Origin of the sequence: Pseudoduganella sp. UC29_71 (assembly GCF_042693265.1) — a bacterium.
In the GTDB taxonomy this organism is placed as follows: Bacteria; Pseudomonadota; Gammaproteobacteria; order Burkholderiales; family Burkholderiaceae_D; genus Rugamonas.
Genome location: NZ_CP170549.1, coordinates 2,745,406 through 2,767,137, shown reverse-complemented (window position 1 = coordinate 2,767,137; position 21,732 = coordinate 2,745,406). Strand labels below are relative to the sequence as shown.

Below are 21,732 nucleotides of genomic sequence, written 5' to 3'. Positions count from 1 at the left end.
ATATGAACCAAGCAAATGCCGCTGAAGAACCGGCCGGCGCCGCCGCGCTGGACGCATTGTTCCAGCCCTTTAACCGCAGCGACGCCCCCGGCCTGGTGGTGGGCGTGGCGCAGCACGGCCGCCCCTTGTACCGGCGCGGCTTCGGCCTGGCCAGCATCGAACTGGGCGTGGCCAACACGCCATGGACCCGCATGCGCATCGGCTCCACCAGCAAGCATTTCACCTGCCTGGCGGCGCTGCTGCTTGCCGAGGAGGGCAAACTGGACATCGACACCGGCGTGCGGCGCTACTTCCCCGGCCTGCAAACGCCGCTCGGCGAGCCCACGCTGCGCCAGTTCATGACGCATACCAGCGGCTACCGCTGCTATATGGACATCGCGTCGCTGGCCGACGGCATGGCTATCCAGCCGCCGGGGCAGGCCTTGTCCGCGCAGCTGCGCCAGGGCTCGGCCAATTTCGCGCCCGGCGAGAAAATGATCTACTGTAACGGCGGCTACCACCTGCTGTCGCTGGCGATAGAGCAGGCGGCCGGCATGCCGTTCGAGCAGTTCCTCAAGGAGCGCATCTTCGCGCCGCTGGGCATGAACGACACGGCCTCGGTGCCGAACGACTTCGAAATCCATCCCGGCATGGCCACCCTGCACGTGCCGGCCCCGCCCGGGCAAGGCAGCGGCTGGCGGCGCGGCATTTTCCCGACCGAGGAGATACGCGGCGAAGGCGCCATGATTTCCACGCTGGCCGACATGCTGGCCTGGCTGGCGCATCTGCGTTCACCCGGCAAGGTAGTGGGCAGCGAAGCGGCGTGGCGCCAGATGCTCACGCCGGCCACGCTGAACAACGGCATGGTCAATCCCTACGGGCTGGGGCTGATGCTGCACGGCTATCGTGGCGTGGACGTGGTGCACCATGCGGGCGGCGTGGTCGGCGGCACCTGCCAGATGATCACCGTGCCAAGCCAAGCGCTGGACATCGTCATCATCACCAACGGCGCGCCGGCCAATCCCATCGAGCTGGGGTACAGGATCATCGACGCCATGCTGGGCGACGAGGTGCTGGGCGCGGCCAGCGAGAAGCCGGCTGCGGAGCGCTACCGGCCCTTGCTGGGGGCACGCTACCACGCGGGCGGCTCGGGGCTGGTGTTCGGCTTTGCCGAGGCGGCCGAGGGCCGGCTGGGACTGAGCTTCCTGGACAGCGCGCCGGTGGCGCTGACCGAGCAGGACGGCCTGCTGCGGCTCGGCTTTGAGGACATGGCGGTGGGGCCGCTGGAACTGCCGCTGGCCGAGCTGGCTGGCGTGCCGGCCGGCGCATCTTCCGGCGCAGGCGCTGCCGGCACGTCCACGCGAGCGGCTGCGGAGGCGGACGCGGACGCGCAAGCGGAACCGGCTGCGGCTGCGGAAGCGCCGCCCGCGCTGACGCTGAGCGAAGCGGGCCATGCCGAGCGCTACGAGCGCCTGCCCGCCACGCCGCCGTCCCTGGCGGAAGCGGGCCAGACCCTGCTGGGCCGCTACCGCGCCGCCGACCTGGACGCGGATGCCGTGATGCACTTCGAGGGCGAGCAGCTGCTGCTGGAGGTGTTCGGCCCGTACGGCCGCGACGTCATGACCCTGGAAGCGTTCTCGGACCGCGTGTTCGGCCTGCGCTTCGGCGGCGAGCATCCGCCCATGCGCGGCGTGCTCAGCGCCGCGCAGCCGGACGGACCGGTGACCGCCTTCCGCATCAACACGCCGCGCACCCGCAACTTGCGCTTCGAGCGCGTGGCGCAGTGAGGGAGCTCCAATGAGATTCTTTATCGCCCAAATTGCCACCGAAACCAACACCTTCGCCGCCACGCCCACCGGGCTGGGTGCCTTCGAGGAATGCGGCATCTTCGACGGCGACGGCAGCCTGAAGGCGCCGGACACCACCGGCGCCGTGATGCTGGCCTACCGCCGGATGATGGAGGCCGACGGCCACGAGGTGGTGGAAGGCCTGTGCGCGCTGGCCGAGCCCTCGGGCCGCACCGTGCGCACGGTCTACGAAGCGCTGCGCGAGCGGCTGCTAGCCGGCCTGCGCGCGGCCATGCCGGTGGACGCCGTGCAGCTGATGCTGCACGGCGCCATGGTGGCCGACGGCTACGACGACTGCGAAGGCGACATCCTGGCGCGGGTGCGCGAGATTGTCGGCCCCGGCGTGCCGGTGGGCGCGGAGCTGGACCTGCACTGCCACTTCACCGAACAGATGCGGGCCTCGGCGGACGCCATCATCGCCTTCAAGGAATATCCGCACACCGACATCGTGAAGCGGGGGCGCGAACTGTACCGCATCCTGGCCGACACGCATGCAGGGCGGGTGCGCCCCGTCACCGCCGTCTTCGACTGCAAGATGGTCGGCACCTGGCAGACCACGCGCGAGCCGATGGCTGGCTTCGTCCGGCGCATGCAAGCGCTGGAAGGGCGCGACGGCGTGCTGTCGGTATCGCTCGGCCACGGCTTCCCGTGGGGCGACGTGCGCGGCTCGGGCGCCAGGCTGTGGGTGGTCACCGACAACAACCCGGCGCTGGCCGCGAAGCTGGCGGGCCAGCTGGCGCGCGAGTTCTGGGAGCTGCGCGAACGGGCCGGCTCGCCGGTGCAGCAGCTGGACGCGGCGTTGGACCAGGCGCTGGAGCTGGCGCGCAGCGACGGCGGCCCCGTGGTGCTGGCCGACGTGGCAGACAATCCGGGCGGCGGCGCGCCCGGCGACGCCACCTTCATCCTGCGCCGGCTGTTCGAGCGCGGCATCGGCAACGCGGCCATCGGCGCCTTCTGGGACCTGGGTGCCATCCAGATCTGCCGCGACGCCGGCGCGGGCGCCGCGCTGGACCTGCGCGTGGGTGGCAAGTGCGGCCCCAGCTCGGGCCAGCCGCTGGATCTGCGCGTGACGGTGCGCGCCGTGGCCGAGCAGCACACGCAGAGCGCCGCCGCCATCGGCGGGCGCGCGCCGCTGGGCACCTGCGTGTGGCTGGAGGGGCCGAACAATGTGCACATCCTGCTGGCGTCCGTGCGCGGCCAGGTATTCGCGCCGGACGCCTTCACCGGCGTCGGCCTGAGCCTGGACGACAAGCAGCTGGTGGTGGTCAAGTCCGCCATCCACTTCCACGCCGAGTTCGCGCCCATTGCCAGCGCGGTGCTGTACGCGTCCACCCCGGGCGCCATCGCGCCCGACTTCGCGGACCTGCCGTACCAGGTGCGCACCCTCGACTACTGGCCGCGCGTGGCCCGCCCGCACGCCGACTGGCGCTGACCCCAACCTGAAAGAACGGATCGACCATGCTATCGCTACGCAAACCCTATCTCCTCTTTATCGGCGACGCCCGGAGCCCAGTGGACGCCAAGACCGCGCTCGGCGTGGCCCAGTGGTGCCCCGGCGACGTGACCGGCGAATTGCGCTTTCCCGGCGCCGCCGTCAGCACCGGCGCGCCGGCCATGAGCGTGGCGCAGGCCGCCGCAGCCGGCGCCGGTTCGCTGCTGATCGGCATCGCGCCGCCCGGCGGCAGGCTGCCGGCGCACTGGCTGCCCACGCTGGTGGAAGCGGCCAGCGCGGGCCTGGACATCGTCAGCGGCCTGCACACGCGGCTGGGCAGCTTCCGCGAGCTGGTGGCCGCAGCAGCAGCGGCCGGCGTGAACCTGCACGACGTGCGGCACGGCGACTGGCCGCGCGTCACCGGCACCGGCCGCAAGCGCACCGGCCAGCGGCTGCTCACCGTGGGCACCGACTGCGCGCTGGGGAAAAAATACACGGCGCTCGCGCTGGCCCGCTCGCTGCAGGCGCGCGGCGTGCCGGCCACGTTCCGCGCCACCGGGCAGACCGGCATCATGATTTCCGGTGCCGGCGTGGCCATCGACGCCGTGGTGGCGGACTTCCTGGCCGGCGTGGCCGAGCAGCTCTCGCCCGATAACGCGCCCGGGCACTGGGACGTGATCGAAGGCCAGGGTTCGCTGTTCCATCCGGCCTATGCCGGCGTCAGCCTCGGCCTCCTGCACGGTTCGCAGCCGGACGCGCTGGTGCTGTGCCACGACCCCAGCCGCACTCATCTCGACGCCTTGCCCGGCTTCCCCACGCCGCAGTTGGCCGATGCCATCGAGATGTACCTGCAGGCCGCGCGCCTGACCAATCCGGCCGTGCGCTGCATCGGCATCAGCGTGAACTCGTCGTCGCTGGACGGTGCCGCGTGGCGGGCCTACCGCGCGCGGCTGGAAGCGGAACTCGGCCTGCCGGTGGCCGACCCGATACGCGGCGGCGTCGAAGCGCTGACCGCAGCCATTACAACCAACAAGGAAAACCTGTCATGACATTGGAATGCACCACTGCGCTGGAGAACTGGCGCCTGCAAGAACCTTTCGAAATCGCGCGCGAAACCATGACGGACATCGGCGTGCTGGTCGTGCGCCTGCGCGACGGGCGCGGCCACACCGGCAGCGGCGAAGCAGCCGGCGTCTCTTACGACGGCGAGACGCCGCGGTCCATCGCCGCGCAGATCAACGCGGTGCTGCCGCTGCTGCATGCGGACATGTCCGGCGCTGAGCTGATGCAGTGGCTGCCGGCCGGCGGCGCGCGCAACGCACTCGATTGCGCGCTATGGGACCTGCGCGCCAAGCAGGCCGGCACGCGGGCCTGGCAGCTGGCCGGGCTGGCCGGCCCGCAGGCGCAGCCGGTGCTGACGGCCTACACCATAGGCCTGGGCAAGGAGGCGGACGTGCGCCGCAAGATCCGCGCGGCGCGCCACCTGCCGCTGCTCAAGCTGAAGGCCGACGCCACTCGCCATCTCGACATGGTGCGCTACGCGCGCGAAGAGCATCCGGCGGCCAGGCTGGTAATCGACGCCAACCAGGCGTGGGACCGCCAGCTGTTGGAGCATATCCTGCCGGAGCTGGCGGCCCAGCGCGTGGAACTGATCGAACAGCCGGTACCGCGCGGCACGGACGCGCAGCTGGACGGCCTGCGCTCGTCCATTCCGCTGGCTGCCGACGAATCCTGCACGGACCGGGGCTCGCTGGAGAACCTGCTTGGCCGCTACCAGTACGTGAACATTAAACTCGATAAGTGCGGCGGCCTCACCGAGGGCCTGGCCCTGGCCCGCAGGGCGCGCGAGCTGGGCTTTGGCCTCATGGTGGGCAATATGGGCGGCACGTCGCTGGCCATGGCGCCGGCCCACCTGGTGGCGCAGCAATGCACCTATGTGGACCTGGACGGCCCGATGCTGCTGTGCGAGGACAGGGCGCAGGCCATGCGCTACGACGGCGCGCTGCTGAGTGCCGCGCAGCCCGGCCTGTGGGGGTGACGGCATGACGGCACGCAAGGACTGCATCGCACGCGACGCGCAGGACCCGCTGGCGCCGCTGCGCGCGCATTTTGCGCTGCCCGGCGGCGTGATCTACCTGGACGGCAATTCGCTGGGCGCGGCGCCCGTCGCGGCCATGGCGCGCGCGCGGCAGGTGATCGCCGAAGAATGGGCGCAAGGCCTGATACGCAGCTGGAACACGGCGGGCTGGTTCGGTATGCCGAAGCGGCTGGGCGACCGCATCGCGCCCCTGATCGGCGCGGCCGAAGGTGAAGTGGTGGTCACCGACTCCACCTCCGTCAATTTGTTCAAGGCGCTGGCGGCCGCGCTGCACGTGCAGGCCAGCCGGGCGCACGACGCGCGGCGCGTCATCGTCACGGAGCGCAGCAACTTCCCGACCGACGTGTACATCGCGCAGGGCCTGGCGGCGTGGATGGCGCGCGGCTACTCGGTCCGGCTGGTCGATTCGGCCGCCGAGCTGTCCGGCGCCATCGACGGCGACACGGCCGTGGTGCTGCTGACGCACGTGAACTACCGTACCGGCTACCAGCACGACATGGCACGCATCAGCGCGCACGCCCGCGCGCAGGGCGCGCTGACGGTGTGGGACCTGGCCCATTCCGCCGGCGCCGTTCCGCTGGCCGTGAATGCGGACGGGGCCGATTTCGCCGTTGGCTGCACCTACAAATACCTGAACGGCGGCCCGGGCGCGCCCGCCTTCATCTGGGTGCCCCGCAGGCACCAGGCCGGATTCACGCAGCCGCTGTCGGGCTGGTGGGGACACGCCGCGCCGTTCGCCATGGCGCCCGGCTTTGCGCCCGCCGACGGCATCGGCCGCGCCCTGTGCGGCACCCAGCCCATGGTGTCGCTTGCCATGGTGGAGTGCGGGCTGGACGTGTTTGCGCTGACGACGATGGCGGCGGTGCGCGCCAAGTCGCTGGCGCTGACGGACCTGTTTATCGAACTGGTGGAGACGCGCTGCGCAGGGCACAGGCTGGAGCTCGTCACGCCGCGCGAGCATGCGCGGCGCGGCAGCCAGGTCAGCTTCACGCATCCGCACGGCTACGCGGTGATGGCCGCACTGATCGCGCGCGGCGTGGTAGGCGACTACCGCGAGCCTTCCATCATGCGCTTCGGCTTCACGCCCTTGTACAGCAGCTTTGCCGATGTGTGGGACGCGGTGGAGATCCTGAAGCAGATCCTGGACCGGCGCGACTACGACCCGGCCGCCGAGCGCGCAGCGGTCACCTGACACGGAGCAGCCATGAACGATACGAAAGACAAGCAGCCGGGCCTGTGCCCGGCGCAGTGGCACGGCCCGCAAATGGACTTCAGCGCGGCCATGAGCTACGGCGACTATCTTGCGCTGGACAGCATCCTCAACGCGCAGCGCCCGCTGTCGCCGGCGCACGACGAGATGCTGTTCATCGTGCAGCACCAGGCCAGCGAGCTGTGGATGAAGCTGATGCTGCATGAACTGCACGCCGTGCGTGCGGCATTGCGGGAAGGCGTGCTGGCGTCCGCATGCAAGATGCTGGCCCGCGTGGCGCGCATCATGGACCAGATGGTGCACGCCTGGGACGTGCTGGCGACCATGACCCCGCCGGAGTACACGGCGCTGCGGCCTTACCTGGGCGCCTCATCCGGGTTCCAGTCCTGCCAGTACCGCGAGATCGAGTTCATCCTTGGTAACAAGAATGCCGCCATGCTGGCCGTGCACGCCAGCGCCCCGGCGCGGCATGCGCGCCTGGAGGCCGAGCTGCGGGCACCGTCGCTGTACGACGAGGCGGTCCGGCTGCTGGCGCGCGAGGGCTTGGCGGTGGCGCCGCAGCGGCTGCATGGCGTGGCGAGCGGCCCCACGGCGGCGGACGCCTCGGTGCAGGCGGCGTGGCTGGAAGTCTACGGCAACACGGAACGGCACTGGGCGCTCTACGAGCTGGCCGAGAAGCTGGTGGACCTCGAGACGGCGATGCGCTTCTGGCGTTTCCGGCACGTCACGACGGTGGAACGCATCATCGGCTTCAAGCCGGGAACCGGCGGTACCGCCGGCGCCAGCTACCTGCGCAAGATGCTCGATACGGTGCTGTTCCCGGAGCTGTTCGGGCTGCGCACCCAGTTATAGACAACAAATAGAAAGAGGACATGGAATTCAGGATCAAGGAAGAGGAAGCGCGCAGCGGCTGCATCGCCGTGGGTGTGTATGAGCGGCGGCGCCTGACGGAGCAGGCGCGCGCGCTGGACGGCGAAGGCGCTGTCACGCAGGCCATGCGGTCGGGAGACATCAGCGGCAAGCCCGGCTCCACGCTGCTGCTGCGCGGCGTTGGCGGCATGGAGCGCGTGCTGCTGGTCGGGCTGGGCGAGCAAGGCGCCGTGGCCGAATCCGCGTTTGGCACTGCGGTGCGGGCCATGCTCGGTGTGTTCGCCACGCTGGGCGCGGCCCAGGCGACCGTCGCGCTGCCGCTGGACGCGGTGGCGGGACGCGGCCAGGCCTGGGCCATAGGCTGCGTGGTGGCCGCCGCGCGCGACAGCGCCTTCCGGCGCGACGGCCTGAAAAGCCGCAAGGAGGCGGCGCCGGGCGGCGTCCGGCGCATCGTGCTGGCGGCCAAGCCGGATGCGGCGGCCAAGGCGGCGCTGGCCGAGGCCGTGGCCACCGCCAACGGGGTTGAACTCTGCAAGGAGCTGGCCAACCTGCCGTCCAACATCTGCACCCCGGCCTATCTGGCGGAGGCTGCGCGCCGGCTGGGGCGCGACTGGGGCGTGGGCGTGCAGGTGCTGGAACGCAAACAGATCGAGCAGCTGGACATGCGCTGCCTGCTGGCGGTGGCCGACGGCAGCGATGTGCCGCCGCGCTTTATCGTACTGAAGCACATGGGCGGGAAGGCGAGGGAAGCGCCGGTGGTGCTGGCCGGGAAGGGCATCACCTTCGACTCGGGCGGCATCTCGCTCAAGCCCGGCGCGGGCATGGACGAGATGAAGTACGACATGTGCGGCGGCGCCGCCGTGCTGGGCGTGTTTCGCGCAGCCGCTGAAATGGGCTTGCCGCTGAACCTGATCGGCCTGGTGGCGGCATGCGAGAACATGCCTTCCGGGCGCGCCGTCAAGCCCGGCGACGTGGTCGCCTCGATGAGCGGCCTGACGGTTGAAGTGCAGAACACCGACGCGGAAGGGCGCATGGTGCTGTGCGATGCGCTCACCTATGCCGCGCGCTTCAAGCCGGCGGCGGTAATCGACATCGCCACGCTCACCGGTGCCTGCGTCAGCGCGCTGGGCCATCACCGTTCCGGCCTGTTCACCCGTTCCGACGCGGCGCACGACATGCTGGCCGCCGAACTGCTGGCCGCCGGGCGCAGCAGCGGCGACCTGGCGTGGCTGATGCCGCTCGACGAGGCATACCAGGAGCAGATCAAGTCCGCCAGCGCCGACCTGGCCAACCTCGGCACGCCGGGCGCGGGCAGCATCACGGCGGCGTGTTTTCTGGAGAATTTCACGCGCAGCTATACCTGGGCACACCTGGACATAGCCGGCAGCGCGTGGGAGCAAGGCGGGGCGAAGGGCGCGAGCGGGCGGCCGGTGCCGCTGCTGCTGGCCTATCTGCAGGCCCGCGCGCGGCGCTGAGTGCAAAAGCGGCGGACAAAAAAAGACGCGGGACCAGGCCCGCGTTAAAGACCGCCGTGAGATGCACGGCAGGCCGGAGTAATCGTCTTGCTCAGAACTTGTAGTTCGCTCCCAGCACGTAGGAACGTCCCGATTTACCGTACAACAGCGTGTCGTTGCGCTCGGTGTCCTTACCGTAGCGTAGCGGCTCGTCGGTGAGGTTCTGCGCTTCGAAGGACACGCGCAGCTGCGGCGTCACGTTGTAGGACATCGACAGGCCAACCTTGGTGGAAGGATCGGCGAAGGAGTGGTCGCTGCCGTTGGCGTTGCGCAGCACGTCGCGGATGAAGCTGGAGCGGTGCGTGGCCGACACGCGCGCGCTGAACTTCTTGTCCTCGTAGTACACCGTCAGGTTGTAGGCGTTGGGCGACAGGCCGATGAAGTTGGCTTCCTCGGTCAGCTGCTCGTTGGCCGGCGTGCGCGGATTGTCCACCCGTGTGATGTAGGTGATGCGCGACTTGACCTTGGTGTAGTTGGCCAGCGCGCCGAAATTGCTCCATGCGCCAGGCAGGAAAGTGAACGGCACCTGCCAGTTCACTTCCAGGCCGTCCAGCGGGCCGCCCTTGGTGTTGACCATGCGGCTGACGCTGACCTGCGTGTCCGGCTGGATCTGGCAGGCCGGCTGGGCGCCGGTGATGGAGCAGCCGGTGGCGGTCAGGTAGGAGTTGGACAGGCCCGTCTCCGCATACGTCATCAGCTCGTTGGTGCGCTGGATGAACGTCTTGATGTTCTTGTGGAAGGCGCCCACCGAGATCATCGCGTTCTTCGCGTAGTACCACTCGGCCTGCAGGTCGAAGGTGTTGGCGCGGATCGGGTCGAGCGTCGGATTGCCCACCGTGACCGACTGGCCGGTCAGGTTGATCGATGCCGAAGGCGCCAGGTCCACGTACTCGGCGCGCGACAGGGTTTTGCCGGCCGAGAAGCGCACCAGAAGGTCCTTCGGCAGCGTGGCCGTCACGTTGAAGGCCGGCAGCCAGTCGCGGTAAGTGTGCTCCACCACGCGCGGCACCAGCTGGCCGGCCGGGTCCTTGATCAGCTGCATGGCGGTGGTGGTGGTGTCCGCGCCGCGCACGCCCACGTTGCCGCGCAGCGGCAGGCCCCATGCGTTGACCTTGAAATCGCCGGACAGGTAGAGCGCGTCGATCTTCTCGTCCACCTGGCGCTTCACCTGGTTGGCCAGCACGTATTCGGACAGCGCCACCGAGGAGCAGTGGCATTCGGTGTTGTAGACGGCCTGGAACTTGTCCATGTCCACCGCTGCCCACGACGACGGCACGCCGGCGCCCAGCCCCTTGCCGAAGCCGGAGATCTGGCGCGTCAGGCTGGCCAGCGAAACGCCGGCCGGCAGGCCCTGTGTCGGGATGCCGCCCGATGCCACCTCGTAGTTGAACCAGCTGTTGCGTCGCGCCGACAGGCCGGTACGGATGGTGAGATGGTCGTTCACCTCGTAGCTGATGTTGGCCGTGTTGGTCTTCAGGCGGTTCGAGGTGCGCAGGTAGCGGCCCACGAAGTTGCCGTGCACCGTGCCGTTGGCTTCCTGCGGGCCGAAGGAGAAGTTGTTCGGATTGGTCACGTCCATGCCGAAGTCCAGCGCCGGCACACCGCCCTTGGAGAAGTCCCAGCTGAAGCCGTTCACGTTGGGCGCGTCGATCTGCACGGTGGCGCGGTGCGGATTGCTCAGCAGCGAATTGGACACGCCGAACAGCAGGTCCACGGTCAGGCGGTCGGTGATGTCGCGCTTGGCCGACAGCACGCCCTGCTTGAACAGCGTGCTGTACTCGTCCACCAGGCCTTCGCTGCGGATGTCCACGCCGTTGAATTTGCCGTAGGTCCAGCTGCCATTCTTGTCGAACTTGGCGTCCACGATGGAGGTCTGGCCCTTGCCGTTCTCGGTCATGTCGCGGCCGAAGGAAATCGCCTGGATGTAGTTGTCGTAGCGCTTGTTGCTGTATTTGCCGCCCATCAGGTCCAGATTCAGCTCGGTGGCGCGGTCCGGGCGCCATTGCAGCGTGCCGGTCAGGCCGGTGCGGTCGTATTCGGTTTGCGAGCGGCGGTAGCGCGGAATGCGCGGATGGAACGCGCCCGAGCTGCCGGGGCGGGTTGGCCACGGTGCCGCCGAAATCGTCCTTGCGGCCCATGATGTCGTTGTACACGGCCAGGTTGCCCGAGCGGGGCACGCCGAAGCCGCAATTCTGCGCATCGATGCCCTTGGCGGGATTGTTGGCCGGGTATTGCGTGGCGGCGCCGATGGGAGAGCAGAAGCCGCCGTTGACGGAACCGGCGATGTTGTCCACCGACTCGTAGCCTTCTTCGATGGCGCTGCGCTTGGCGTAGGCCACCGCCACCAGTGCGCCGATCTTGCCGATGGGCGTGTCCCAGCGGTTGGTGTACAGGCCGGTCACGCGCGGCTGCGTCTTTTCGGAGACCGTGTTGTACAAGCCCTGGATGCCGATGCTGCCGGTTTCGCCCTTGAAGTCGAAGGGGCGGGCGGTGCGCAGATCGACCGTGGCGCCCAGCGAGCCTTCTTCCACGCCGGCTTCGGACGTTTTGCGCACGGCCAGGCTGTTGAACAGCTCCGCCGCGAATACGCTGAAGTCGAACGCGCGGCCTCGGTTGGTGCTGCCGTTGATGTCGGAGGCGCCTGTGGCCGTGGTGCCTTCAATGCCGTTGATGCGCACGCGCGTGAAGCCCGCGTTCAGGCCGCGCACGGTGATCTGCTTGCCTTCGCCGCCGTCGCCCTGGGCCACGGACACGCCGGGCACGCGCTGCATGGATTCGGCCAGGTTCGCGTCCGGGAATTTGGAAATGTCCTCGGCCTTGATCACGTCGATGATGCCGTCCGAATTCTTCTTGATGTTCAGTGCGTTGTTCAGGCTTTCGCGGAAGCCGGTAACGACCACGGTGTTCGTCGCTGCCGCCTCTTCCGCGCTGGCGCGCTGGGCCTGGGCCTGGGCTTGCGTGGCCCCCGCCAGGGCGATCACGGCCAGCGCAATTTGCCGCAGCCGCGCGCGTGGAATGGGGTGGATTGCTTGATGCATCTTGTCTCCTCTTTGTTATAGTTGAATCAAATGCCGGTTTCCACGGCATAGACATGGTTCGCGCCGTGCATATTGGAGGCGAAAACCAGCCATTTGCCGTCCGGCGTGAAGCGCAGGTTGGGTTCAAGGCGGTAGTCGTGCGCCGACATGTCGACCAGCCGTGCCGACTTGAATTTCTCGATGGTGACCAGGCCTTCGTCATAGGACGGCAGGTCGGCGTCGACGATGGTGTCCGCCTGCAGCAGCGAGATCCATTTGCCATCCGGCGCGTGCGCCACCATGTCGGCGTCGCCGCCGTCGCTGGCGAAGGTCTTGTTGTCGGGGGCGATGTTGAAGTGGACGCCCCAGTCGTTCTGCTCCACGCGCTTCCATACGCGCTTGCCGGTGGCCAGTTCCAGGCCGGCTACCCAGAACACCTGGCCGCGCGGCGTTTGCAGGTCGTACCACAGCCATTTGCCGTCGTGGCTGAAGAATTCGTGGCCCCAGATTTCCATGTTCATGGTGCGCGTGTGGGCGCTGCGCAGCCCGGTGCCGTCGGCCTTGAGCAGCTTGATGCGGTCCACTCGGTGCCATGGGCCTTCCATGCAGAAGCGGATCAGGCCCGGATCGGTGGGCGAGAACTGGGCGTGGCCTATCCATTCCTCGGTGCGGTGCAGCACCTTGCGCGCGCCGGTCCGGATGTCGATGGTGAACAGCTCCGCAGGCACGCGCGCGGCCCAGCGTTCGAGCATGCGCACGCCCTTGGCTTTGGCGAAGTTGAGCGGCTTGCCGTCAGGGCCGAGGGCGGCGTATTCGGCGCTGCCAAACTTTGCCACGCTGGCCGCGTCCTTGGGTTGCAGCGGCTTGGCGCCGTAGGAGACGGTGCCGAGCAGCAGGGTGTCGTCCGCGTTGGCGCCGTTGACGCCGCCGGCTTCGAGGCGCGCCAGCTTGCGCACCTTTTTCGTGTCGACATGGATGGCGTAGATGGTTTTCGGTCGCTGGGCGGCATCGCCTTCGCCGGCGTCGGTGACCGAATACACCGCTTCACGCGTCTTGCGCAGCATGAACAGCAGTTCGTTCTCTTTGCCTTTGACCAGCAGCGTGGTGTTCCAGTCCTTCAGGCGCACGGCGGCGATGCCCGAGGGAGACTTGATGACCATGATGTCGCCTTCGGGCGTGTACGCGTGGCGGTAGAAATAGAGCACGCCCGAGCCTTCCTGGTCGGAGATGCGGACGATGCGGCGGCCGGTTTTCGGATCGGTCCAGGCCTTGGGCGCGGCGCCACCGGAGTCCGGCGGCGACGAAGGCACGGATGCCGGCGGCTGGGCCGAAGCTGATGGCGCCATGCCCTGGGCCGACGCCATCGCCAGCGGAAGCAGGGCGGACTTCAGTACTGTGCGGCGGCTCGTTCGCGTCATTGCGCGCTCCTTGCGGGCTGCGCCAGCGTGGACGGGTCGTAGGCGAGGGCGCGGGTGGCGCGCATCTCCTGCTCGCGGCGGGCCTTTTCGGCGTCGCCGACCACGGTCCGGGGCACCACGGGCTGCGGTGTGGTAGCCAGGATGGTAGCCTCGTCGTCGCGGGCCAGCGGGGGCTTGGGCAGGGCTTGCGCCGGACCGTTCAGTGCGATCACTTCCAGCCCGGCCAGCAGGTAGGCGCCGGTCGCGTAGGGGCCAACGTCGTCGGCTCTGGTCGGCACGGGACGGTCGCCGGTCTTCTGCGCCGCACCGATCAGGCCATTGGGCAGTACATGGCGGTTGAGCGCGGCCCAGCCCCTGGTCACTGTGGGCTGGTAGGCCTGGCGGTCCAGCAGGCCGTGGTTGATGCCCCATGCCAGCGCGTACACGAAGAAAGCGGAGCCCGAGGTTTCCGGCTCGGGAAAGCTGTTGGGGTCATTCAGGTCGCTGCGCCACAGGCCGTCCGCCTGCTGCAGCCCGGCCACGCGGCTGGCCATCTTGCGGAAGATGCCCGTGTAGAAATCGCGGCCAGCGAAATCGGCCGGCATGGCTTCCAGCGTGCGCGCCAGTCCACCCATCACCCAGCCGTTGCCGCGCGCCCAGTAGACCGGCTTGCCGCCGGCGCCGCGATGGTCCTGCTCCTTGAAGCGCTCGTCGCGCAGGAACAGGCCGTCCTGCTCGACCCACAGGCGGGCGGCGGTGCGGCGCCATTCCTTGTCCATGGCGCGCAGATAGCGGGGATCGCCGGTCAGGGCCGAATGGCGCGCCAGCACGGGCGGCGCCATGAACAGCGCGTCGCACCACCACCAGATCAGCGAGGCCGTCTCCTGGGAACGGTTCAGGTGCGGCAGCGTGAAGTCCAGCCGCTGCTGCAGCGGCATGATCACGCCTTGCTGGCCGCGCCGCGCGTACAGCTCCTGATACAGGTCGCCGATAGCCAGCTCGTCGGCGTTGAGCAGCGAGCGGTCCGCGCGCGCGCCGCGTAGCGCGTAGTTGTAATGCTCGGCGGTGGCGGTAAGGAAGCGCAGCGTATTCTGGTTGCCGGACACGCGCGCCAGGCGCGAGGCGCCCACGTAGAAGGTGGCGGCCACCCAGTTGGAGGAGATTTCGGACAGGTTGGAGCCGGTGGAAAGCTGGATCGGGTGGCGGCTCATGTCGGCGATCTGCGCGGCGGCCACGTAGTCCAGCACCGGCAGCACGGCGGCGCGGGAAGGCAGCCGGTCCGGTGCGAAGCTGATGTCAGGGCGCGCAGGCGGGGTGAGCCAGCCGGGTTCGATGCCCGCCACGCCGCTGGCCGAGGCAGGCGGGGACGCCGGCAGGCCGACGACGGACTGCGTGTCCTCCAGCGTGGCGGGAGCGCCGTTGCGGGCCACGATGCGGCTGCGCGTGAACTGCACGTTGCGCGCGTGGCGGATGGCGCCGACAGCCTCGGCTTCCAGGTCCACGTCGGCGATGGTGATATTGTTGAGCGGCGCGTCGGCATAGCCCTCCAGCTCCACGGCCGTCTTCAAGCCTTTGGCGGTGACGCGGCTGATGCGTATGTCGCGCACCTGCGGCAGGCCCTGTTCGCGCGGTACCTGTGCAGTCAGGGTCTTCCAGTAGGCGGGGACGTGCTTGACGTTGTCCGGGATTTTCGCGTAGCTATAGGCCGGGAACCAGTTCAGGTTGATGCGGATGCCGGTTTCAGCCTGTTGCACGTCGATGTCGTGGATATCGATGTCCGAAGCGCCGCCGCCGCGCGTGGCGGCGGACTTGAACAGGATGCCGTAGCGCACCGGGCCGACCACCTTCAGCCCGTGCACGCGCACCTTGCGGATGCCGCCGGAGGTCTCCGAGCCGAAGGTGACGCCGGCATAGGCGGCGCGCACGGTGGAGTTGCGGATGACGACATTCTCGGTGGGACGGTTCACGCGCAGGCCGTCGGCGTCGCGGCCGGCTTTCAGGCACAGGGCGTCGTCGTTGGCGTCGATGTCGGCGTTTTCCACCAGTACCGTGTGCGAGGAGTCGATATCGACGCCGTCGGTGGAAGGCCCCTTGCCGTCCACGTTGTTGCGTACCGTGATGCCGGATACCTTCACGTCGTGGGAATAGACCACCTGCACGGTCCAGAAACCGGAGCGCGTGAGCTTGAGCGGCTCGCCTTGCGGACCGTTGCCAAGTTCGATGCGCTGGGAGTTGTAGATCTGGATCAGGCGCGGACGCTGGGCGTCGTAGTCGGCGGCCCAGCGCAGGCCGCGTGCTTCGTAGTCCTGGCGAATGGACTGGAAGCGGTCCCAGAAGGCCTTGCCGTCGCCGTCGATGGTGCCTTCGCCGTAGATTTTGACGTCGCTCTGCTGGTACACATTAATCAGCGCGGAGGGCCAGGACAGCTCTATGCCTGCAATGCGCGTCGGCATCAGCGGATAGGCTTTGATGTTCTGCGCGCCGGTGAGTTTGACGCCCTTGTCAATGCGCAGCGCCATGCCGGACTTCAGGAACAGCGAGCCGGTAAGGTAGGTGCCGGGTTTGAGCACCAGCGTGGCCTTGCGCGATGCCGTGGCGTCGATGGCCTTCTGCAGCGCGGCCGTGTCGTTGGTGACGCCGTCGCCCTTTGCGCCGAAGGCTTCGGCGCGCACGATGACGCTGCCGAGGCCCTGCGGTGCGGCGATGGCGATGTCGTCGTAGCCTTGGCCGGTGGCGGGCGTGCTGGCCGCCGCGCCGGCCTTGCGCTGCATGCCGTCGTACACGTCAAGCGCCTTCTGCGGCGCGGCGTTGTACCACGAATAGCCGTTGCGGCGGCCTTTGGAGATGTTGTTCACGTCGTCCTGGATGGACTTGTCCCAGTCGCCGAAGATGGGCTTGGCGGTCTTGATGTCGTAGTTGCGCGACCAGATCGGCCCGGCGCCCGGCTTGTCGGTCAACTTGCGGCCTTCCTCGTCGCTGACCTTGGTGAAGGCCTTGCCGTAGATGGCGTGCGCCTTCAGCCAGGCGATGCCCGCGTCGATCGCAGCCTTGATTTCGGGCGACGGATTCGGCTGGCGCATCAGGAACAGCAGCACTTCGCTGCTCTCGGCGCTGGCCAGCGAGCGCATCTCGTAGTTGCGCGCCGAGATGGGCTGCAGCGTGATCGCATCCACCTGCTGCGGCCAGATGGTCTTCTTCCCGTCCACCACGACCTGCGCGTCCAGGATAGGCTTGATGGCGCGTGCGCTGGCGGCGCCGGCTTGCTGGCGCAGTTCGCCGGCCACGAACGCAAAGTCCGCGTGGCCCTCGGCGATGTCTTCGAGGATCATGGCGGCTTCCGCCACCGCGTTGTCGTTGAAGGTGATCCCGTCATGGAAGCCGCCTTCGAGCGGGTAGTTCTGCGGCCAGCCGCCGTTGGGGTACTGGGCCATCAGCAGGTATTTGACGCCCTTGACAATGCTGGCGCGGTAGGCGTCGCCGTCCTTGCCGGGCAATTGCGCCTGCACGCGGCCCAGAAAGCGCATTTCGGTGGTGGTGGCGCCGTTGTCCAGCGTGCCGACAAAAGTCCAGAAGCGGTCGTGCGGTGCATCGAAGCTGCCGGTGTTGAGCTCCATGGTCTCCGCGTTGTTGGCGTAGCGCTGTCCGCGCAGGCGCGGCGGCTTGGTGCGGTCCTGGTTCTTGCTCCAGCCGCCGGAAGGCGTCTGGAAGCTGATGATGGTGTCGGCAATGGCGCGGGCTTCGGCGGAGCCGTACCAGGCGGCGTCCTTATTCAGCGGCATCTTGCCGCTGCCTGCCACGGGCGGGGGCGGCGCGGCTTCGCCGGGCCGGAGTTCGGCGGCCAGGGTGTTGCGGTCAAACTGCTTCTGCTGCTGCGAGCGAGCGATATAGTCGGCCCACGCGGCGCGCTGCGCGGCGGGCAGTTCGCCCAGGCGCGCTGCGGTCACTTCCGGGGCGGGCGTGTTGGCGCCGATGACGGCGCTGAACGCCGGCGCCGCGAACGCGAGGCATATAGCGGCGATCACGCCCGTCCTGCTGGTCAATCTCATGCTGTCTCCCTCATCTTGTTTTGCCGGGAAAATGCTGTCCCGTTACTACTAAGACTATCGAAGCGAAACCTTCCTCAGGCAAAAGTGCAAACACGCAAAAACATGATTAATTGGACCGGGCCGGCGTATAAATCTTCACTTTGGGCGGGGCGCTATGGTTGAATGGCCAGCTCTGATCTGATGAGAAGGAAGGCTTACTGTCATGCGTCCGATACTGTTTTCCCGCCGCCGCCTGATGCTCACCGCCGCTGCGGCCGGCGTGGCGATGGCTTTGCCTGCGGCCGGCGCCGTCCTGCGCCGCAGCGAGCCTGGAGCGCGCATAGACCGCAAGGCGCTGGTAAGCCGCCACAATCCCGTGCTGACGGGAGTCGATCCTTCCGCGCCGCTCATGCTCGGCAACGGGAATATCGGCTTCACGGCGGATATCACCGGTTTGCAGACCTTCACTGAGCCGTACAGCAAAATCGCGCCGCTGCTGACCGAAGCGCAGTGGGCCTGGCATAGCTTCCCCAATCCCGAGGGCTATACGGTGCGCGATACGCAGGTCGAGATGGACGTGCGTGGCAGAGCGCGCCGCTACGGCTACATCAAGGATTGGGCGGACGCCGCGAAGAACCCGGCGGTGGCGTGGATACGCGAAAACCCGCACCGTTTCTCGCTCGGCCGGGTGTCGCTGGACTTGCGCGCCGGGGATGGCTCGCCTGCGCGCTTCGCCGACATCAGGGAGACGCGCCAGACGCTGGACATGTGGACGGGAACGCTGACTAGCCGCTTTGTCTATGACGGCGAGGAAGTGACGGTCGTCACGCGCGTGCTGCCGGAACAGGATACCGTGATGGCCGAGGTGACATCCGTATTGGTGGCCCAGGGCCGGCTTGGGGTCGCGGTGCGCTTTCCCGGGGTGTCCAGGGCGCTTAATCCCGACCCGTCGGACTGGACCAGCCCTGCCGCGCACAGTACCGCCGAGTTGTCCCGCAAGGCCGGCGAGGTGCGCTTGCAGCGGCGGATCGACGGCACAAGCTATCACGCGGCCATCGGCGCGCCGGGTGCGGAGATTGTGCAGGTGGGCGCGCATGCCTACCGGGCCGGGACCAGGGACCGCAGGCTGGCCGTGATGGTGCAGTTTTCGCAGGCTCCGGGCGCGGCGCTGCCCGCTGCGGCAGCTGCGGCGGACGCGACCCGGCGTCACTGGGCCGATTACTGGTCCCATGGCGGCATGGTGGACTTTTCAGCCTCCACCGATCCGCGCGCGCCGGAGCTGGAGCGGCGCGTGATCCTGTCCCAGTACCTGATGGCGGTGAACGCGGCGGGCAGCTTTGCGCCGCAGGAGGAAGGGCTGTTCTCCAACAGCTGGAACGGCAAGTCGCACCTCGAGATGCACCCGTGGCATTCGGCGCACTTTGCGCTGTGGGGCCGGCCGCAGCTGCTGGAAAAGAGCCTGGGCTGGTACGTCGGCTTCCTGCCGAAGGCGAAAACGCGCGCGCGGGAGCAGGGCCTGAAGGGGGCATGGTGGCCCAAGATGGTGGGGCCGGACGGCGCGGACAGTCCGTCCAAGGTGTCGCCTTTTATCATGTGGCAGCAGCCGCACCCTATCTACATGAGCGAGCTGCTGTACCGGGCCGGCGGCAGGACAGGCAGCGCACGCGTGCTGCGGGCCTACGGCGAGCTGGTTGAGGAGAGCGCTGCGCTGCTGGCGTCCTTTGCGCACCTGGATGAGCAAAGCGGCAAGTACCGGATCGGCGCGCCCATCATTCCCGTACAGGAGAACTTCCCGCCGCTGGAAACCTTCGATCCGGCCTTCGAGCTGGCCTACTACCGCTGGGGCATCGAGACGGCGCAGGCCTGGCGCGGGCGCGCAGGCAAGGCGCGCCGCGCTGACTGGGACGCCGTGCTGGCCAAGTGGCCGGACCTGCCGCAGAAGGATGGGCTGTATCTGCCGGTGCGTTCGGAGCCTGGCTTCTGGGATAAGGCGGCCGGTGCCTGCAAGTCGAACGCAGTGGACGAGCATTGCCAGAACCGCGATCACATGTCCTTCCTGATGCCGCTCGGCTGGCTGCCGGGGCGCGGCGTGGACAGGGCCGTTATGCGCCGCACTTTCGACCGCATGAAGCGGGACTGGGATTTGCGGCAGACCTGGGGCTGGGACTATCCGATGATGGCCATGACGGCCACGCGGCTGAACGCGCCGGACGAAGCGGTAGACTGGCTGTTCTTCGATGCGAAGAACAACCAGTTCGGCAGCAGCGGCATGACGCCGCGCGTGCACCTGGACGCGCACGCCGCCGCCTTCGTGCCGGCGGCCACCGGTGCCGGCGCCGGCAGCGCACCCACAGCGGCGGCGGCGGGGCCGGACGGGCCGGGCTACCAGCGTGCGGCGGAGACGTATTTCCCGTCGAACGGCGGACTGCTGATGGCGGTGGCGCTGATGGCGGGCGGCTGGGACGGGCAGGGCGGCGCCGCGCCCGGCTTTCCCAGGACAGGCTGGCAAGTCCGGGCGGAAGGCATCCTGCCGTCGCTATGAGAGCTGTTGCGTGACGGTCTTGCCGCTGATCGTCACGTTCTTCAGCATGACGTTCTGCGCGTTGTGCAGGAACACCGGCTGGCCCGCATTGCGCACCGTTCCGAAGTCGCAATCGGTGATGGCAACGTTCGTCACCGGCAGGATGGCGATGCCGGCCGGCCCGTTGTAGCTGGCCGCCACCGGGCCGAGTATCACCACGGCCTGGTAGCACGAGTAGGTGCCGTCGGCCAGCTTCACCGAGCCCGCCCGCAGGTTGGAAATGTGCACGTCCGATACGCTTGGCGGCCGGGTGCGCACGGCGTCGTCGCCGGCGGCGTAGTTGCAGTCTATGGTGACGATGGCGCCGCCCCCCGTGGCTGCCGCCTTGCCGCTGCGGTCGCGCGCGTCCACGCCGTTCGGCAGCGTCACGTCGCGCACGTGCAGGTGGCGCAGGAAGCCGCCCCGGTTCATATTGGTCTTCAGCCGGATCGCCGTGCCGAGCGGATCGGTGGCCCAGTGGGCGTTGCGGAATTCGATGCGCTGCGCGTACACGTGCTCGATCCCGCCCGCCATCTCGCTGCCCAGGGTCACGCCGCCATGGCCGCTGTTCATGATGCAGTCCTGGATGACGACATTGCGTGTCGGCCCGAACTGCGTGTCCCTGTTCTTGCCGGACTTGATGGCGATGCAGTCGTCGCCCGTGTTGAAGGTGCAGTGCTCCACCAGCACGGTGTCGCAGGACTCGGGGTCGAAGCCGTCGTTGTTCGGGCCTACGCTGTCCATGTTCACCTTGCTGATGCGGACATTGCGGCAGTCGACCGGATGGTGCAGCCAGAACGGGGAGGCGGTGGCCTGGTAGCCCTCCATCACCACGTCCGTGCAGCCGACGAACTCCACCAGGCAGGGCCGCAGGTGGTGGCCGATGCCGAAGGCGCGCCGCGCCAGCGGCACGCCTGCTTCCGACAGCGCAGGCAGGTAGCGCGGGTCGCCGTTCCAGCGCGGGTGCTCGCCCTGGATCAGCTTGCGCTGCTCCGCGCTCAGGCCCGGCGCCACGGCCTCCAGCGGCAGGTTGAGCGGATTGGCCGTGGCGGCGTTCACCTGGTCGCCCTTGCGGTCCACCCAGCCCCACCAGGAGCCGTCGCCCGATTCGAAGGGCACGCCGGCCTGGCCATTGAGCACGCTGGTCCAGTCGGCGCCAGTGAGGGCGATGTTGCTCTGCTTGTACGCGTACACCAGCGGCGAGTAATTCAGCACGTCGTTGCCCTGCCAGCGCGAGACCACCAGTTTGCCGCGCTCGCCGCAGTCGATGTCGCCGTATTTGGCGTAGTCGGCCGGGTTGGCGCTGAAGTAGACCTGCGCACCCGAAGCCAGGTGCACGTGCACGTTCGAGCGCAGCACGATGGGGCCTTTGCAGTACCAGCTCCCGGCCGGGATCAGCACACGGCCGCCGCCCGCCTTGTGGCAGGCGGCAATGGCCGCTGCGATGGCCGGGTAGCAGTCGGGCGAGCCAGGCGCCGGGGTCTGCACGGTCCACTGCTTCTTGCGCCAGGCGGAGGTCGCGGCCACCAGCTGGCAGGACTGCGCGCCGTAGGCGGTAATGGGGAAGTCTTCCTTGCGGAAGTCCGGGGGCCGCGAGCAGCGCTGGGCGATCTCGCGGGCGTGCCGCCAGGGATCGGCGCCCGCCGCGGGGGCGGGCGTTGCGTCGGGGCCGGGGTCGTGCCGGGCGGCTGCGGCCGGGATGCCGGGGGCTGCTGCGGCGGCCGCGAAGGCGCCGGCGGTGCGCAGGAAGGCGCGGCGGGGGTATTTGCTTGCCTGGGTCATG

12 protein-coding genes and 1 pseudogene are annotated in these 21,732 nt (G+C 68.5%); 8 read left to right on the top strand and 5 right to left on the bottom strand.

Annotated elements, in window-relative coordinates; genetic code table 11:
- Nucleotides 1-2 precede the first annotated feature (2 nt).
- From ACFJI2_RS12010 to ACFJI2_RS11980, 7 genes are all read left to right on the top strand, one after another.
- Nucleotides 3-1,766, top strand: coding sequence for a serine hydrolase domain-containing protein (locus tag ACFJI2_RS12010; RefSeq protein ID WP_377705220.1), 1,764 nt, complete (start codon nt 3-5; stop codon nt 1,764-1,766).
- A gap of 10 nt (nt 1,767-1,776) precedes the next feature.
- Nucleotides 1,777-3,258 (top strand): M81 family metallopeptidase, encoded by a 1,482-nt coding sequence (locus tag ACFJI2_RS12005; protein ID WP_377705219.1) that lies wholly within the window; start codon nt 1,777-1,779, stop codon nt 3,256-3,258.
- Between the two features lie 80 nt (nt 3,259-3,338).
- On the top strand, nt 3,339-4,307 hold the full coding sequence (locus ACFJI2_RS12000) for a DUF1611 domain-containing protein (RefSeq protein WP_377705218.1): 969 nt from the start codon (nt 3,339-3,341) through the stop codon (nt 4,305-4,307).
- Entirely contained in the window at nt 4,304-5,296 is a 993-nt protein-coding gene (gene dgcA / locus ACFJI2_RS11995) for an N-acetyl-D-Glu racemase DgcA (protein ID WP_377705217.1), read from the top strand. Before ACFJI2_RS12000 ends, dgcA begins: the two co-directional genes overlap by 4 nt.
- A gap of 4 nt (nt 5,297-5,300) precedes the next feature.
- Entirely contained in the window at nt 5,301-6,548 is a 1,248-nt protein-coding gene (gene kynU / locus ACFJI2_RS11990; RefSeq protein ID WP_377705216.1) for a kynureninase, read from the top strand.
- Between the two features lie 12 nt (nt 6,549-6,560).
- Nucleotides 6,561-7,418: a tryptophan 2,3-dioxygenase gene (kynA, locus tag ACFJI2_RS11985; protein ID WP_377705215.1), complete on the top strand. Its 858-nt coding sequence runs from the start codon at nt 6,561-6,563 to the stop codon at nt 7,416-7,418.
- 20 nt (nt 7,419-7,438) lie between these two features.
- Entirely contained in the window at nt 7,439-8,911 is a 1,473-nt protein-coding gene (locus tag ACFJI2_RS11980; protein ID WP_377705214.1) for a leucyl aminopeptidase, read from the top strand.
- Between the two features lie 91 nt (nt 8,912-9,002).
- On the opposite strand, the gene ACFJI2_RS11975 is transcribed toward ACFJI2_RS11980, so the two are convergent.
- The 4 genes and pseudogenes from ACFJI2_RS11975 to pelA form a co-directional block, all read right to left on the bottom strand.
- The gene (locus ACFJI2_RS11975; protein WP_377705213.1) at nt 9,003-11,150 is read right to left on the bottom strand and encodes a TonB-dependent receptor; all 2,148 of its coding nucleotides are present in this window, start codon (nt 11,148-11,150) and stop codon (nt 9,003-9,005) included.
- Between the two features lie 385 nt (nt 11,151-11,535).
- Nucleotides 11,536-11,988: pseudogene (locus ACFJI2_RS11970) on the bottom strand (TonB-dependent receptor plug domain-containing protein); the annotation flags it as partial.
- A 26-nt stretch (nt 11,989-12,014) separates the two neighbouring features.
- Nucleotides 12,015-13,385, bottom strand: a complete 1,371-nt coding sequence (locus ACFJI2_RS11965; RefSeq protein WP_377705212.1) for an oligogalacturonate lyase family protein — start codon at nt 13,383-13,385, stop codon at nt 12,015-12,017.
- A complete protein-coding gene (pelA, locus tag ACFJI2_RS11960; RefSeq protein WP_377705211.1) occupies nt 13,382-17,410 on the bottom strand; it encodes a pectate lyase in 4,029 nt (1,342 codons plus the stop codon). The genes ACFJI2_RS11965 and pelA overlap by 4 nt, the downstream gene beginning before the upstream one ends.
- A gap of 202 nt (nt 17,411-17,612) precedes the next feature.
- On the opposite strand from pelA, the gene ACFJI2_RS11955 reads away from it, so the two are divergent.
- Nucleotides 17,613-19,931 (top strand): hypothetical protein, encoded by a 2,319-nt coding sequence (locus tag ACFJI2_RS11955; RefSeq protein WP_377705209.1) that lies wholly within the window; start codon nt 17,613-17,615, stop codon nt 19,929-19,931.
- Here ACFJI2_RS11955 and ACFJI2_RS11950 read toward each other — a convergent pair.
- Entirely contained in the window at nt 19,926-21,731 is a 1,806-nt protein-coding gene (locus ACFJI2_RS11950; protein ID WP_377705208.1) for a glycoside hydrolase family 28 protein, read from the bottom strand. The genes ACFJI2_RS11955 and ACFJI2_RS11950 overlap by 6 nt on opposite strands.
- Between the last annotated feature and the right edge of the window lies 1 nt (nt 21,732).

What these genes read in the sequence shown, in the direction of transcription:
- ACFJI2_RS11950 (WP_377705208.1), bottom strand. Translation starts at nt 21,731, where the DNA reads ATGACCCAGGCAAGCAAATACCCCCGCCGCGCCTTCCTGCGCACCGCC.
- ACFJI2_RS11955 (WP_377705209.1), top strand. Translation starts at nt 17,613, where the DNA reads ATGCGTCCGATACTGTTTTCCCGCCGCCGCCTGATGCTCACCGCCGCT.
- ACFJI2_RS12010 (WP_377705220.1), top strand. Translation starts at nt 3, where the DNA reads ATGAACCAAGCAAATGCCGCTGAAGAACCGGCCGGCGCCGCCGCGCTG.
- ACFJI2_RS11980 (WP_377705214.1), top strand. Translation starts at nt 7,439, where the DNA reads ATGGAATTCAGGATCAAGGAAGAGGAAGCGCGCAGCGGCTGCATCGCC.
- ACFJI2_RS11965 (WP_377705212.1), bottom strand. Translation starts at nt 13,385, where the DNA reads ATGACGCGAACGAGCCGCCGCACAGTACTGAAGTCCGCCCTGCTTCCG.
- ACFJI2_RS11975 (WP_377705213.1), bottom strand. Translation starts at nt 11,150, where the DNA reads ATGCGCAGAATTGCGGCTTCGGCGTGCCCCGCTCGGGCAACCTGGCCG.
- ACFJI2_RS12005 (WP_377705219.1), top strand. Translation starts at nt 1,777, where the DNA reads ATGAGATTCTTTATCGCCCAAATTGCCACCGAAACCAACACCTTCGCC.
- kynA (WP_377705215.1), top strand. Translation starts at nt 6,561, where the DNA reads ATGAACGATACGAAAGACAAGCAGCCGGGCCTGTGCCCGGCGCAGTGG.
- dgcA (WP_377705217.1), top strand. Translation starts at nt 4,304, where the DNA reads ATGACATTGGAATGCACCACTGCGCTGGAGAACTGGCGCCTGCAAGAA.
- kynU (WP_377705216.1), top strand. Translation starts at nt 5,301, where the DNA reads ATGACGGCACGCAAGGACTGCATCGCACGCGACGCGCAGGACCCGCTG.
- pelA (WP_377705211.1), bottom strand. Translation starts at nt 17,410, where the DNA reads ATGAGATTGACCAGCAGGACGGGCGTGATCGCCGCTATATGCCTCGCG.